Raw genomic sequence first — 13927 nt, forward strand, 5'->3', positions numbered from 1 at the left:
TGCGGCTCGTCCCATGCTCCCGCAAATAAAAATCTGGGCGCGTGCGCTGAAACGGGATGTTCACGCCATCTATCTCGCCGCTCATAGTCCGCGCGTGCCCTGGCATGCGAAGATCATCGCGATTGCCGTCGCGGGATATGCGCTTTCACCCATCGATCTCATTCCGGATTTCATTCCGGTCCTCGGCTATGTGGATGATTTGATCATCGTACCGTTGGGCATTTGGCTGGTGCTGTCATTGATCCCGGAAGAGGTGATGGCGGAGTGTCGGGCCGTGGCGGACGGGGCTGAAACGCAGCCGCGCAGCAAGGCTGCTGCAATCACCATTGTTGCTATTTGGATTCTTGGGGCGGCGACGCTCGGCTGGATCGGGTTTATCCACTGGGGTCGATTAATCCGGGCCGCCCCATAAGAGCGACCGGCGTGCCAGGACCGGGCGCTGATCGATGCCTGCCCTTCGCGCTCGATCACATAAACCATTGATATTTAATGTATTTATGAGGCGTCTTAATTCGCCGTGAAATCTACCGCAGCGCAGCATTTTCGGCACGAACATTGCTTCGTTGTTCCCGCCGGAAATTGCGGGAGAGCACGGATGAAACGCACCATCCTTTGTCTCGGTGTGTTCGGTTACCTCGTTGGAATTGTTAACGCACGTGATTTGGGACAGTGGGACGCGGTCAATCCCGAAGTCCGTGAATGGTATCAGGCTCTGATGCAGCCGGACGTCCCTAATGCATCATGTTGCGGCGAAGCCGACGCCTACTGGGCCGATGATGTACACGTCAGGGACGGCAAGACCTTTGTGACCATCACCGATGACCGGCCCGACGAACCGCGCGGCCGGCCTCATGTCGACATCGGGACGGAAATTGAAATTCCGAACAACAAGCTCAAATGGGACAGGTCGAATCCGACCGGCCACGGCATCGTCTTCTTGAGCCGTAACCGCTACGTGTTCTGCTACGTTCAACCGGGCGGCGTCTGATCGACGCCGGCGATCCGCCCTGCGGCCATCTTGCCTGCGACTATTTCAGCAGTCGCAGCAGCGCCTGACCCGCCTTGGTGCTCAACTCCTTGGCGTCCAGCGTCCCGTCATGATCGGGATCCGCGGCATTGAAGCGCTGCTCGACAACCGCGAGATATTCGTCCTTGGTGAGGGTCCCGTCGTGGTCCGGATCGGCCGCGGCCAATTCCTTTGCGGTCAATCGGCGGGCGAGCTCTCGTTTGTCGAGCGTGCCGTCATGGTCGCGATCCAGTTTGTCGAATGTGCTTGACGCCGCCTTCTTCGCCTCGGCGAGATCGATCGTGCCGTCGTTGTCCGTATCGAACATACCGATGGCGCCGGCATGGCCGGACTTCGCCAGGACCGGCAACGCGCCGGCAAGCAAGGTGCCGACGGCAAGGGTGAGAACAAAAGTGCGGCGGGATATCATGGCTAAAACCTCCCCTGGTTCGGACCTGAACGACACATCCGCACGGCGGAGTGTGTTCCGTCGCTTATGTATATCCCATTGGACGACTTTCCGCAGCGAACAGAAGATCAGTTCGATGCCGCCTGCCGGAGCCGCTCGACCGCGCTACGCACGTCGGTCCAGGGCGCCTTGCCTGGGGCGAATTGCTGCCGCAGATAGGACACGAGTTCCGCCACCTGATCACTGGTCATGCTGTCCTTGAAGCCGGGCATGTAGCCGAGATCGCTGGAGACCGGCGCTGCGATGCCGTGCAGGATCACCTGGATCAGGTTGTCGGGGGACGAACTATGCAGATTGCTGTTCAGCGCCAGCGATGGCCGGCTGCCGAACAAGGGCGCGCCACCGACGGCATGGCAAACCGCGCAGGCGCCCTCATAGAGACGCGCGCCGGTCGCTGAGGCCGACACGACCCTGATTCCGGTCGAAGTTTCCAGTTTGGCGGCCAGGACGTCCTGAGCGGTTTGATCGATCGCGTTCGGATTGAAGGAGGCGAGATAAACCGCCATGGCGCGGATATCCTGGTCGGGCAGGGCAGCGAGTTCCTTTACCACCGGGGCCATCGGGCCCGCGGCGACGCCGTGAAAGCGGGATTCGCCCGTTCGCAGATAGGCGAAGAGATCATCCTCGCTCCAGGGGATCGGCGCGTGGGAAAGCGACGTCAGTGGCGGTGCTTCCCAACCCTCCATGAAGCCGCCGGCCAGATAGGCTCCGGCTTTTTCAGCCCCCAGGGCGTTGCGCGGCGAATGGCAGGCGCCGCAATGGCCGAGACCCTCGACCAGATAGGCGCCGCGATTCCATATTTCAGATTTCTTCGGATCGGCCTCGAACACCTCGGGCGCATGGAATAGCGCGTTCCATCCGGCCAACAGCGGACGCACGTTAAATGGGAATGCCAGCGCGGATGTGCGGTTCTCGGCGCGCACTGGCGCTTGCGCCATGAGGTAGGCGTAGAGCGCTTGCAGGTCGGCATCGGATGTCCTGGCGAAATGCGTGTAGGGAAACGCCGGATAGAGATGCCGTCCGTCGCGGTGGATGCCCTCGCGCATCGCGCGCTCGAAGGCGGGATAGGACCACGCGCCGATTCCGGTCTCGGGATCGGGCGTGATGTTGGTGCTCCAGATCGTTCCGAATGGGGTCTCGATCGCCCGGCGGCCGGCGTTGAGGACGCCGTGTGCTTCCGTGTGGCAGACCGCGCAGTCGCCGAGCGCGGCAAGCTGCTGGCCACGGGCGATGGTCGCAGCCGAATAGGCCGATGCATCCGGCCGCGCGATGGGCGCGATGGATCGCCACGGCAGCACCGCCGCTGCGACACCGATCGCGGCTGCACATAGCGTCCCGATGGTCACGAGTGCGCCGCGCCGCTTCATGAATGGATTTTGCCAACGGTCGGTCGGTGAGTGCTTGGGGGCTGTCAGCGGGATCGCGCTTGCCGTGGCATCCTGATCGCCGCGCAAGCCCCGGAGAATACGTTCCGGCGTGAAAGGCAACTCGCGGAAGCGCACGCCGGTCGCGTCAAAAATCGCATTGGCAATCGCCGCCGCACTCGGGACGGAGGCGGATTCGCCGACGCCCAGCGGCGGCTGATCCTGTCGCGGCAGCATCAGGACGTCGATCTTGGGAACATCGGGGAATTTGATGATGGGATAGGCGCCCCATTCGCGGGAGGTCACCGAGTTGCGGTCGAACGAGACCTCTTCCATCAAGGCACGGCTGGTCGACTGGATCACGTTGCCATGAATCTGGTGGCGCACTCCTTCCGGATTGATCATCAACCCCGAGTCCTGCCCGGCAACGACGCGGGTCACGCTGACGTCGCCGGTCGCCTTGTTGACGGCGACGTCGGCGATCCAGGCGGACCACGCGGCGCCGTACCCCGGGAACTTGCTGTGCACATAGAGCGCGTAGGCAAAACCGCGCCCGCGCACGATGTCACCTTCGGCGACCGGCTCTTGCCGGTGCGGGCGCGGGGTCCAGCCGGCGCGCTCGGCCACGGCGTTGACGAGATCGACCGCGCGCTTCTCCCTGAGATAGCGCAGGCGATACTCGATCGGATCGACGCCGGCTTCGGTCGCCAGCTCGTCGATATAGGATTCATGGGCAAAGGTGTTCGGCAAGGCCGACACGCCTCGTAACCAGGAGGCGCGCACGATCGGCGGCATGTCATGTGCCACCACGCGCATATTTTCGTAGTCATAGGGAGGGATCGCGGTGCGGTCGCCCATCTCGAACACGGCCGGGACCGGTGCTACGGTTCCGGTGAGCAACAGTGCCAGCGTCGGCGCGCCGTTGGACGGATAGCGCGTCGCAAAATCGTAAGCTGCGACGCTGCCATCGGCGCGCAAGCCCCCTTTGACATCCATCAATTGCGCGGTGCCCTTCGGCTCCCAGGCGTGCTCCTGTTCGCGGGTCAATTGCACCCGCACCGGGCGGCCGACCGCGCGCGACAGCAGCACCGCGTCGGCGGAAACATCATCGGCGCAGTTGCGGCCGTAGCAGCCGGCGGCTTCCATGCGGATCACATCGATCGCGGCTTCAGGTTTTGCCAGCAGCAGCGAAAGATCGGTTCTGAGGATGTGCGGATTTTGCGTGCCGGACCAGACCCTGATGTTGCCCTCGCGATAGTCCGCGACGGCGCAGGACGGGCCGATCGACGCGTGCATCTGGTAAGGCCAGACATAAGTTCGTTGCATCGGCTTTGCCGCCGCGGCGATGGCCGCCTCGACGTCGCCTTTGTCGGCCAGTGTCCGCGGCGTCGATGGGTTGGCGCGCAGCGCCTGCTCGACGTTCTCCAGATCGGGCAGCCTCGGCGTCGGCTTCCACGTCACCTTGAGTTGCCCCGCCGCCTTGACCGCGTTTTCCTCTCGCTCGGCGACAATTCCGATGAAATCGCCCTTCCTGACGACGGCAACGAGCCCGGGAATATCGCGCACCGAGGTTTCGTCGATCGCGATCAGGCTGGTGCCGACAAAGGGCCCGGCATCAACGCCGGCGTAGGGCGGACGCACGACGCGACCGTGGAGCATGCCGGGCACGCGCACGTCATGCACATAGACCAGTTCGCCGGTCGCCTTGGCCGGCAGGTCGGTGCGCGGCACCGACTGCCCGACGACGGTATAGGCATCGACAGATTTGATCTCGACATTGTCAGCCAGTTCGAGGCGGATCGTCTCGCCGGCAATCAGTTCGCCGTAGCTGACGCTGCGGTTGTCGCGCCCGCGAACCAGGCCATCCTCGATGGTGAGGTCTTCCACGGGCAGTTCGAGCCGTTCCGCCGCGCGCGCGATCAGGAAATGCCGCGCCTGCGCCGCAGCGTTGCGCAGGGGTATGGCGGTGATCTGGATGGTTTCGCTGGCGATGGTCGCGCCCTGATTGGGGACGCGCGAGGTATCACCGAGCACAACGACGACGCGCGCAAAGGACACGTCGAGTTCCTCGGCGACGATCTGCCCGAGCGCGGTGCGAATGCCGGTTCCGAGATCGACATGACCGTTGAAGGCCCTGACCGAGCCGTCGGCCGTGATCTTGATAAAGGTCTCGAATGCGCCTTGCCCGCCCATGGCGGCCGCGCGAACGACGGATAATGATCCTTTGACATTATCACGATGGTCTGGAGACTCAGCCGAGGCCATCAATCCTGCGCCTCGAGAATATGCCCTGCGGCCCGCATCGCGGCACGCATGATTTCGATATGTGCGCCGCACCGGCACAGATTGTAGCGCAGCGCTTCCTCTACTTCGGCTTCCGAAGGGCGAGGGCTTCGCATCAACAGTGCCTTGGTGGTCATGATCATACCGTTGAGGCAGTAGCCGCATTGCGCAGCCTGCTCGCTGATGAAGGCGCTCTGCACCGGATCCGGCTGATCGCGCGAGCCGAGGCCCTCGAGCGTCAGGATCTCGCGCCCTTCGCAGCCGGAGATCGGGATCACGCAGGAGCGCGCGGCAACGCCGTCGATCAGCACCGTGCAGGCGCCGCACTCGCCGAGCCCGCAGCCGAATTTCGGTCCGTTCAGTTCGAGATCGTTGCGCAGAACGTAAAGCAGCGCGGTGTCGGGCGCGGCGTCGACCTCATGGATCCTGCCATTGACCGTCAGGCGGATCGTCGGTTGCGTCATGGTCGTTTGTTCCGGCCTCGGCGGTTGCGGTGCAAAACATCGCGTCGAATGCAGGCGAGGATACCGTTTGCATACAAACGTGCAAGCGCAGCCTGCCGCGGCGCAATCGACTGCCCGGTTTATGAACAAACCAGCGAGGCAATTGAGCTATTATTCGGCAAGCCGGCTTTTCCGGGCGCGACGCCGCTTGACAGCGTTTGGCGCCGCGCGCAACATCATTCGTATACGAACGAGATGCCCGGCGGCCACGCGATTAGGCCGAGGGCGCCCGAACCGCTTTGACGACGCGTCGTTACCATTCTAGCCGTCCGACAGTTTGACGCTGGCCCCGCGAGCTTGTTGATGCTGACTGAACCGACCGCTGCCGACGACAAGATCCGCTGCGATGCCTGCCCGGTGATGTGTTACATCAAGCCGGGCGCGGCGGGGGCCTGCGACCGCTACGCCAATCACGACGGCCAGCTGGTGCGCGTCGATCCGCATATTCTGTTGGAACGAACAGTGTCGCATGGCGGACGGCTGGTGCCGTTCCAGGCCACCGGCGACTGGGACGGCAAGATCGTTCAGGAGCCGAGTCTCTTTGTGACCGCGATCGGCGCCGGCACCACCTATCCCGACTACAAGCCCGCGCCGTTCATCGTGTCGTCGGAAATCGACGGCGTCGACATGGTCACCGTGGTGACGGAAGGCATCTTCAGCTATTGCGGCGTCAAGGTGAAGATCGACACCGACCGCTATCTCGGGCCGGAGACGGCGACGGTTCGCGCGCAAGGCGAAGCGATCGGCCACGTCACGACCAGCGAATACGGCTCGCAGATGCTGTCGCTCGGCGGCGTTCATCATCTCACCGGCGGTTCGAAAAAGGAAGGCCGCGTCACCTGTGACGCGCTGATGGATCTGAGCAACTGCAAGCCGGTCGAGCTGACGATCGATGGCGGCGCCACCGTCGTCGTGCAGGCCGGACATGCTCCTGTGGTGAACGGTGTGGCCGAAGAACGCATGCGGGTCGGTTGCGGCTCGGCGACCATCGGCATGTTCGCCAAGCAATGGCACGGCAAGGTCGACGAAGTCGTGGTCGTGGACGACCACATTACCGGCGTCCTCTCGGAACATCAGGCCGGCAAGCTGCTCGACATTGCCGATACCGGGATCAAGATGAAGGGACGGCGGTCGACCCCCGGCCGTTACTTCCAGGTGGCGGAGCCCGGCACCGGCTGGGGCGGCACCAGGATATCCGACCCGCTCTCGGTGCTCGGTCCGTTCGATGCGAAGAAGGCGCGCCCCGGCATGACCATGCTGATGGTGTCCACGACCGGCGAACATGCGGCCTTCTATGAACTCGATGCGGCGCTCAAACCCGTCGAGAAGCAGCTACCGGCCGATCTCCAACTGTCGGTCGAGCGGATTCAGGAGAACTGCGAGCCGGCGCTGTGCACCGTGCTGTTCATGGCGGGCGCCGGCGGTTCGTTGCGCGCCGGCGTCACCGACAATCCGGTCCGCCTGACACGATCAGTGAAGGACGCGTTGACGCGGGTCACCAGCGGCGGCGCGCCGGTCTACGTCTGGCCCGGCGGCGGAATCACTTTTATGGTCGATGTCACGCGGTTGCCGGCCGGTGCCTTCGGATACGTTCCGACGCCGGCCCTGGTGGCGCCGATCGAGTTTACCCTGCGGCTGTCGGACTATGCGGCGCTGGGCGGCCATATGGATCGTGTGCGTCCGCTGGCTTCGCTGAAGGGCAACACGGAAACGCTTCAACTATCTTCGCTTCCGTCTGCGCCGGGACGGCGCACATGAAGAGAACTCCGCTGATCCGGTTTCTGGCTGATGGCAGGCGGCTTCATCTGCAGGACGGTCCGATCGACCTGATCGTGGAAGCGAGCGGCAGCCCGGCAGCTATAGATGCCGCTTATGCCGCCGCGGCGCGCCGCTTTACCGGTCTGCTCGACGAGCTCTGCAGCGAGTTGCCGCTGTTGCGCCAGGCCGCCGAGCCCACGCGGTGCCCGCTGCAAGGCAAAGTTGCGCGCCGCATGCACGATGCGGTGGCGTCTTTTGCGGCCGGTTGCTTCATCACGCCGATGGCGGCGGTCGCAGGCGCTGTCGCCGAAGAGATTCTCAACGTGATGGTCGAGAGCGCTCCGCTCGATCGCGCTTATGTCAACAATGGCGGAGACATCGCGCTGCATCTTTCGAATGGCGCGCATTTTACCGTGGGTCTGGCGGACTTGCCGGACGCATCCGGCTTGCTGCGGACCATGGTCGTCCATGCCGATGATCCGACGCGCGGGGTGGCCACCAGCGGCCGCCACGGCCGCAGTTTCTCGCTCGGCATTGCCGACGCCGTTACGGTGCTGGCGCGGACCGCGTCGCAAGCCGATGCAGCCGCCACCATCATCGCCAACGCGGTCGATCTGCCCGGACATCCCGCCATCACACGCCGTCCGGCGTGTGACTCGCAGCCCGACAGCGATCTTGGTACGCGCCTGGTCACCCGCGACGTCGGCGCATTGTCTCGCGGCGAAATCGAGGATGCGCTTGAAGCCGGGGCCGAGCGCGCGCGAAAACTGCTCGCTGCGGGATTGATCGACGGCGCCGCGTTGCGGCTGCGCGACGAGATGATCGTCGTGGGGACGAAGTCCGTCGAGGTCCCCGGTTTGCGGGCGCCGCTCCGCGGCCGTACTGCGGAGAGTGCGTTACATGTGTGAGATCACCGACATCCAACCACGGGACGGAAAACGATGAGCGCAGTCATTCGCAAGATCGTCACGGTCGTCGAGGAGACGTATCTTGAAATGGGGCAGACGGTTTCTCCGCCGACGCGGCGGGCAGCGGCCATCGCCGTGATCGAAAATCCGTTCGCCGGCAGATATGTCGAGGATCTCACGCCGTTGATCGCCATTGGCGAGGAACTCGGCGAGTTGCTGTCGAAGAGGGCGGTCGCCGCACTCGGGATCGACGGTGCCAAGGCGCAAAGCTACGGCAAGGCGGCCGCGGTCGGTGAAGACGGCGAACTCGAACACGCGGCAGCAATCTTGCATCCCAAGATGGGCGCGCCGGTGCGCAAGGTTTTGGAAAAAGGCGCGGCGCTGATTCCATCATCAAAGAAGCGGAGCGGGCCGGGCACGACACTCGATATCCCGCTCGGCCACAAGGACGCGGCCTTCGTGCGCAGCCATTTCGACGGCATGGAAGTGCAGATCAACGACGCGCCGCGCGCCAACGAGATCATGGTCGCGGTCGCGGTCACCGACAGCGGCCGGCCATTGCCGCGGGTCGGCGGGCTGACGATCGCGGAAGTCAAAGGCGAGGACGGCTTGCGATAATTTCTTTCAACACTGGAGGTATGGGATGCAACGAAGCAAACGTTTCTTCGATGGTTTTTTGGGTATAGGCCTTATGATCATGTGCTCCGGCATGGCGCATTCCGCCATGGCGCAGAGCGAAATCAAGATCGGCGAAATCAACAGCTATTCGCTGCTGCCCGCCTTTACCGATCCCTATCGCAAAGGCTGGCAGCTCGCGGTCGAGGAAATCAATGCCGCGGGCGGTATCAACGGCAAGAAGCTCGTTGTCGTCTCCAAGGATGATGGCGGCAAGCCGGCCGACGCGCAGACCGCCGCCAACGAGCTGGTGTCGAGCGAGAACGTGGCGATGCTGGCCGGCACCTTCCTGTCCAACATCGGTCTGGCCGTCAGCGATTTTGCAAATCAGAAGAAAGTCTTCTTCCTCGCGGCCGAGCCGCTGACCGACGCCATCACCTGGGCCAAGGGCAATCGCTACACGTTCCGTCTGCGTCCCTCCAACTACATGCAGGCGGCGATGCTGGTGGAGGAGGCCGCAAAGCTGCCCGCAAAACGCTGGGCGACGATCGCGCCGAATTACGAATACGGCCAGTCGGCGGTGGCGGTGTTCAAGAAGCTGATGTCGGAAAAGCGCCCCGATATCGTGTGGGTCGACGAGCAGTGGCCGCCGCAGGGCAAGATCGACGCCGGCCCGGTCGTGCAGGCCGTCGCCGCCGCCAATCCCGAGGCTATCCTCAACGTCACCTTCGGCGCCGATCTGGTAAAACTCGTGCGTGAAGGCAATACCCGCGGCCTGTTCAAGGACCGCGCGGTGGTTTCCTTCCTCACCGGCGAGCCGGAATATCTCGATCCGCTGAAGGAAGAAACGCCGGAGGGTTGGATCGTCACCGGCTATCCCTGGTACAGCATCAAGACCGCGGAGCATGATGCCTTCCTGAAAGCCTATCAGGCCAAGTACAACGACTATCCGAGGCTCGGCTCGATCGTCGGCTACCAGACCATCAAGTCGGCCGCGGCCATTCTCGCCAAGGCCAACTCCACCGATCCGGAGAAGCTGATCGCCGCGGCGGAAGGCCTGTCGGTGCCGTCGCCGTTCGGCGAGGTCACCTTCCGCAAGATCGACCACCAGTCGACCCTGGGCGCGTTCGTCGGCAAGACCGCGCTGAAGGACGGCAAGGGCATCATGGTCGATACGACCTATCGCAAGGGCGCCGATTATCTGCCGAGCGACGCGGAAGTCGCAAAGCTCCGTCCGAACGAGTGAGCTTCGCCGCCCCGAAACTTTCTTCTCCCCTCCCTCCGCGCAGCGGCGGGGAGGGGTCGGGGGTGGGGGGTGGCTCCGCGGGTACCCATGCTGATGTTGAGCACGCTGAAGCACCCCCCACCCCCGACCTCGAGAGCGAGCTTCGCTCGCCTCGGACCCCGCCACGCGCTGCGCGCGCGGGGGGAGGGGAGAAATCGGCGTTCGCTGCGGGAGGAGGGACCCTCCGCGGGCACCGAATGCGCGGCCAGTCCCCCTCACCCGGCGCTACGCGTCGACCTCTCCTCGCAAGCGGGGAGAGGTAAGTAGAGACCTCATCCTGAGGAGGCGCGAAGCGCCGTCTCGAAGGATGCAGCCAACGAACTGAGAAATGCGCTAGCGCCAATGGCCTTTTATGTCGTCCAGTTCCTGACCGGTCTTGCGAGCGCGGCGTCGCTGTTTCTGGTGGCGTCGGGGCTGTCGATCATCTTTGGCGTGACGCGCATCGTCAATTTCGCCCATGGCGCGTTCTACATGCTCGGTGCCTATGTGGCGTTCACGCTGACCGAGCGGTTTTCCGGCGCGGTCGGCTTTTGGGGCGGCATCGTCGCTGCGGCAATGATCGTCGCCATGATCGGCGTGCTGATCGAAATGGTGCTGCTGCGGCGGATCTATCACGCACCCGAATTGTTTCAGCTGCTGGCGACGTTCGGCCTGACCCTGATGGTCGAGGACCTCGTGGTGCTGATCTGGGGCCCAAGCGATCTCGTCGGCAATCGCGCGCCGGGATTCAGGGGCGCGGTTAATTTTTTCGGCCAGAACATTCCGACCTACGATCTGTTCCTGATCGGGCTCAGTCCGCTCGTGCTCGCTGCCTTGTGGCTGATGTTCCAGCGAACGCGCTGGGGGGTGCTGGTTCGCGCGGCGACCCAGGATCGCGACATGGTGGCGGCGCTCGGGGTCAATCAGAAATGGTTGTTCACCAGCGTGTTCGCGCTCGGGGTTTTCCTCGCGGCACTCGGCGGCGCGCTGCAGATTCCCCGTGACGCCGTGCATCACGCCATGGATTTGCGCATCATCGTCGACGTCTTCGTGGTGGTGGTGATCGGCGGCCTCGGCAGCATCGTCGGCGCCTTTGTCGCGGCGGTGCTGGTATCGGAACTCAACGCGTTCGGCATTCTCGTTTTTCCGAAGATTTCCATCATCCTGGTGTTTCTGGTGATGGCGGTGGTGCTGATCGTGCGGCCATGGGGCCTGTTCGGAAAGCCGGAAGCGCTTGCGCGCCGCACGCCCGGACTATCCGTCAATGTCTGGCGGCCGCTGAGCGCGAACGAGCGCCTTGCGGCTGTTGCGGCGCTGGCGATCGCGGCGGCGCTGCCGCTGTTCGGCGGCAACTACGCGCTCACGGTCGGCTCGGAGATCGCGATCTTCGTGATCTTTGCCGCGAGCCTGCATTTCCTGATGTCGGTCGGCGGGCTCGCCTCGTTCGGCCATGCCGCCTATTTCGGGCTCGGCGCCTACGGCGTGGCGTTTCTGGCCAAGATGGCCGGCCTGCCGATGATCGCCTGCCTGCTGCTTGGCCCGTTGCTGGGACTCGTCGGCGCGGGAGTGTTCGGCTTCTTCGCGGTTCAATTGTCCGGCGTCTATTTCGCGATGCTGACGCTGGCGTTCGCGCAGATTGTCTGGTCGATCGCGTTCCAGTGGGTCGAGGTGACCGGCGGGGACAATGGCATCCTCGGCGTCTGGCCCGAGAAATGGGCCGCCAGCCCCTCGCATTTCTACTGGCTCGCGATCGGTGTCGCTGCGCTCGCGGTTGCATTTCTCAGGATCATCGTATTCTCCCCGTTCGGCTATGCGCTGCGGGCGACGCGCGACTCCATCAGGCGCAGCGAGGCGATCGGGATCAACGGCAAGCGGGTACAATGGACCGCCTTCGTGATCGCCGGCACGGCCGCGGGCGTAGCGGGCGCGCTGTTCGCCTATCTCAAGGGCAGCGTGTTTCCCGACAGCCTCGGCATCTCGCTCTCGGTCGACGCCCTGGTCATGGTGCTGCTCGGCGGCGTCGAGACGGTCTCCGGCGCCATCGTCGGCGCCATCGTCTACAAGGCACTCAGTATCTGGCTGGTCAGCCAGACCGATCTCTCCAAACTGGTGCTCGGCGGCGTCATCGTCCTGATCGTGGTCGCGCTGCCGAAGGGCATCGTCGGGGTGCTGGAAACTATCCGGCATCGCCGCCGGCCCCAACCGCCATCTGCCATTCTCGCCTCACGAATCGAGACCGCCGAATGAGCCTCGCACCCACACTGCTGTCGGTCGGGGGCCTCAGCAAGTCCTATGGCGGCGTGCATGCCGTGCGCGGCGTTTCATTCGAGTTGAAGGCCGGCGAAATCCTGGCGTTGATCGGTCCCAACGGCGCGGGAAAAAGCACCTGCTTCGACATGCTCAACGGGCAAACCACGCCCGGTGCCGGCAGGATCACCGTGCTTGGCCACGACACGACAGGAGAGAGGCCGCGCGCGATCTGGCGGCTGGGAGTCGGGCGCACCTTCCAGATCACCGCGACCTTTCCGACCATGACGGTGCGCGAGAACATCCAGGTCGCGCTGGTGTCCTATCACCGGCAGATTTTCAATCTCTGGGCCTCGACGCCAAAATTCGCTTCTGACGAGGCCGATTCCCTGCTGGCGCTGGTCGGTATGGACGGCTTCGCCAACCGCCCCTGCGGAGAAATCGCCTACGGCGATCTCAAGCGGCTGGAACTCGCCATTGCGCTCGCCAACCAGCCGAAGCTGCTGCTGATGGATGAACCCACCGCCGGCATGGCGCCGCGCGAACGCATCGAGCTGATGCGGCTTACCGCACGCATTGCCCGCGAAAGATCGATCGGCGTCCTCTTCACCGAACACGACATGGACGTGGTGTTCGAGCATGCCGACCGCATCCTGGTGCTCAATCGCGGCACCTTGATTGCGGAAGGATCGCCCCAGGAAGTGCGGAGCAATCCGGAGGTCCGCGCCATCTATCTCGGCGAGGGCCTGGTCTACGACATCCGGCATCGCGAGGGAGCGCCGTCATGAAGCTCTCGGTCGAGGCGCTCAACAGCCATTATGGTCCCGCGCATATCCTGTTCGATGTCGCGCTCGAAGTCGGCGATGGCGAAGTGGTGGCGCTGCTCGGGCGCAACGGCGCCGGCAAGTCCACGACCTTTCGCTCCATCGTCGGCCTCGTCGAGCAGCGCAGAGGCCGCATCCTGTTCGAAGGCCAGGATGTCTCGGACCAGCCGACCCATGTGATTGCAAGCCGCGGGCTGGGCTATGTGCCGGAGGAACGGCGCATCTTCACGGATCTCACGGTCGACGAAAATCTGGAGGTCGGACGCCAGCCGGTACGCCCGAACGCGCCGCACTGGACCCGGGAAAAGTTATTCGCGCTGTTTCCAAACCTCAGCGAAATGCGCGGCCGGGCAGGGGGGCGCATGAGCGGCGGCGAACAGCAGATGCTGACGATCGCGCGGACCTTGATGGGCAATCCGTCGCTGGTGCTGCTCGACGAGCCGTCGGAAGGGCTCTCGCCCAAGATCGTCGAGCAGATGGTCGATGCGATCCTGACCATGAAGAAGGAGGGCGTCAGCATGATCGTCTCCGAACAGAATTTGCATTTCGCGAGGCTAATCTGCGACCGCGCCTATATCATCGAGCGCGGCCGGATCTGCTTCAGCGGCACCATGCGCGAGCTTGACGCGCGTCCGGATATTCGCGACGCGCATCTGGCGCTGTGATTGAAAAAATGGGGGCGAGAA

12 protein-coding genes are annotated in these 13927 nt (G+C 63.9%); 9 read left to right on the plus strand and 3 right to left on the minus strand.

Translation table 11 applies throughout. The features are described from left to right. Positions 1-13: 13 nt before the first annotated feature. Both B5525_RS20505 and B5525_RS20510 read left to right on the plus strand, forming a co-directional pair. Positions 14-412: a YkvA family protein gene (locus B5525_RS20505; RefSeq protein WP_079567617.1), complete on the plus strand. Its 399-nt coding sequence runs from the start codon at positions 14-16 to the stop codon at positions 410-412. Between the two features lie 183 nt (positions 413-595). Further along, complete coding sequence (locus B5525_RS20510; RefSeq protein WP_079567618.1) at positions 596-988, plus strand: hypothetical protein; 393 nt, start codon at positions 596-598, stop codon at positions 986-988. Positions 989-1028: 40 nt separating this feature from the next. Here B5525_RS20510 and B5525_RS20515 read toward each other — a convergent pair whose 3' ends face one another. The 3 genes from B5525_RS20515 to B5525_RS20525 form a co-directional block, all read right to left on the minus strand. Then, on the minus strand, positions 1029-1436 hold the full coding sequence (locus tag B5525_RS20515; RefSeq protein ID WP_079567619.1) for an EF-hand domain-containing protein: 408 nt from the start codon (positions 1434-1436) through the stop codon (positions 1029-1031). 107 nt (positions 1437-1543) lie between these two features. Then, complete coding sequence (locus tag B5525_RS20520; protein WP_079567620.1) at positions 1544-5104, minus strand: molybdopterin cofactor-binding domain-containing protein; 3561 nt, start codon at positions 5102-5104, stop codon at positions 1544-1546. After that, positions 5104-5586, minus strand: coding sequence for a (2Fe-2S)-binding protein (locus tag B5525_RS20525; RefSeq protein ID WP_079567621.1), 483 nt, complete (start codon positions 5584-5586; stop codon positions 5104-5106). The genes B5525_RS20520 and B5525_RS20525 overlap by 1 nt, the downstream gene beginning before the upstream one ends. 342 nt (positions 5587-5928) lie before the next feature. Here B5525_RS20525 and B5525_RS20535 point away from each other — a divergent pair, with 342 nt between their 5' ends. From B5525_RS20535 to B5525_RS20565, 7 genes are all read left to right on the plus strand, one after another. Then, the gene (locus B5525_RS20535; RefSeq protein WP_079567623.1) at positions 5929-7383 is read left to right on the plus strand and encodes a 6-hydroxynicotinate reductase; all 1455 of its coding nucleotides are present in this window, start codon (positions 5929-5931) and stop codon (positions 7381-7383) included. After that, positions 7380-8291 (plus strand): UPF0280 family protein, encoded by a 912-nt coding sequence (locus tag B5525_RS20540; protein WP_079567624.1) that lies wholly within the window; start codon positions 7380-7382, stop codon positions 8289-8291. The genes B5525_RS20535 and B5525_RS20540 overlap by 4 nt, the downstream gene beginning before the upstream one ends. A gap of 33 nt (positions 8292-8324) precedes the next feature. After that, positions 8325-8909 (plus strand): amino acid synthesis family protein, encoded by a 585-nt coding sequence (locus tag B5525_RS20545; protein ID WP_079567625.1) that lies wholly within the window; start codon positions 8325-8327, stop codon positions 8907-8909. A 73-nt stretch (positions 8910-8982) separates the two neighbouring features. Further along, the gene (locus B5525_RS20550) at positions 8983-10152 is read left to right on the plus strand and encodes an ABC transporter substrate-binding protein (RefSeq protein WP_154073855.1); all 1170 of its coding nucleotides are present in this window, start codon (positions 8983-8985) and stop codon (positions 10150-10152) included. A 381-nt stretch (positions 10153-10533) separates the two neighbouring features. Further along, positions 10534-12417 (plus strand): ABC transporter permease, encoded by a 1884-nt coding sequence (locus tag B5525_RS20555; RefSeq protein ID WP_079567627.1) that lies wholly within the window; start codon positions 10534-10536, stop codon positions 12415-12417. Next, the gene (locus B5525_RS20560; protein ID WP_079567628.1) at positions 12414-13205 is read left to right on the plus strand and encodes an ABC transporter ATP-binding protein; all 792 of its coding nucleotides are present in this window, start codon (positions 12414-12416) and stop codon (positions 13203-13205) included. Before B5525_RS20555 ends, B5525_RS20560 begins: the two co-directional genes overlap by 4 nt. Next, a complete protein-coding gene (locus tag B5525_RS20565; protein WP_079567629.1) occupies positions 13202-13906 on the plus strand; it encodes an ABC transporter ATP-binding protein in 705 nt (234 codons plus the stop codon). Before B5525_RS20560 ends, B5525_RS20565 begins: the two co-directional genes overlap by 4 nt. The last annotated feature ends 21 nt before the right edge of the window (positions 13907-13927 follow it).

Source organism: Bradyrhizobium erythrophlei (assembly GCF_900129505.1).
Taxonomy (GTDB): Bacteria; Pseudomonadota; Alphaproteobacteria; order Rhizobiales; family Xanthobacteraceae; genus Bradyrhizobium; species Bradyrhizobium erythrophlei_D.

Excerpts from the sequence above, each read along its gene's own strand:
- B5525_RS20525 (WP_079567621.1), bottom strand. The coding sequence starts at position 5,586 with ATGACGCAACCGACGATCCGCCTGACGGTCAATGGCAGGATCCATGAG.
- B5525_RS20565 (WP_079567629.1), top strand. The coding sequence starts at position 13,202 with ATGAAGCTCTCGGTCGAGGCGCTCAACAGCCATTATGGTCCCGCGCAT.
- B5525_RS20535 (WP_079567623.1), top strand. The coding sequence starts at position 5,929 with ATGCTGACTGAACCGACCGCTGCCGACGACAAGATCCGCTGCGATGCC.
- B5525_RS20555 (WP_079567627.1), top strand. The coding sequence starts at position 10,534 with ATGGCCTTTTATGTCGTCCAGTTCCTGACCGGTCTTGCGAGCGCGGCG.
- B5525_RS20550 (WP_154073855.1), top strand. The coding sequence starts at position 8,983 with ATGATCATGTGCTCCGGCATGGCGCATTCCGCCATGGCGCAGAGCGAA.
- B5525_RS20520 (WP_079567620.1), bottom strand. The coding sequence starts at position 5,104 with ATGGCCTCGGCTGAGTCTCCAGACCATCGTGATAATGTCAAAGGATCA.
- B5525_RS20560 (WP_079567628.1), top strand. The coding sequence starts at position 12,414 with ATGAGCCTCGCACCCACACTGCTGTCGGTCGGGGGCCTCAGCAAGTCC.
- B5525_RS20540 (WP_079567624.1), top strand. The coding sequence starts at position 7,380 with ATGAAGAGAACTCCGCTGATCCGGTTTCTGGCTGATGGCAGGCGGCTT.
- B5525_RS20545 (WP_079567625.1), top strand. The coding sequence starts at position 8,325 with ATGAGCGCAGTCATTCGCAAGATCGTCACGGTCGTCGAGGAGACGTAT.
- B5525_RS20505 (WP_079567617.1), top strand. The coding sequence starts at position 14 with ATGCTCCCGCAAATAAAAATCTGGGCGCGTGCGCTGAAACGGGATGTT.
- B5525_RS20510 (WP_079567618.1), top strand. The coding sequence starts at position 596 with ATGAAACGCACCATCCTTTGTCTCGGTGTGTTCGGTTACCTCGTTGGA.
- B5525_RS20515 (WP_079567619.1), bottom strand. The coding sequence starts at position 1,436 with ATGATATCCCGCCGCACTTTTGTTCTCACCCTTGCCGTCGGCACCTTG.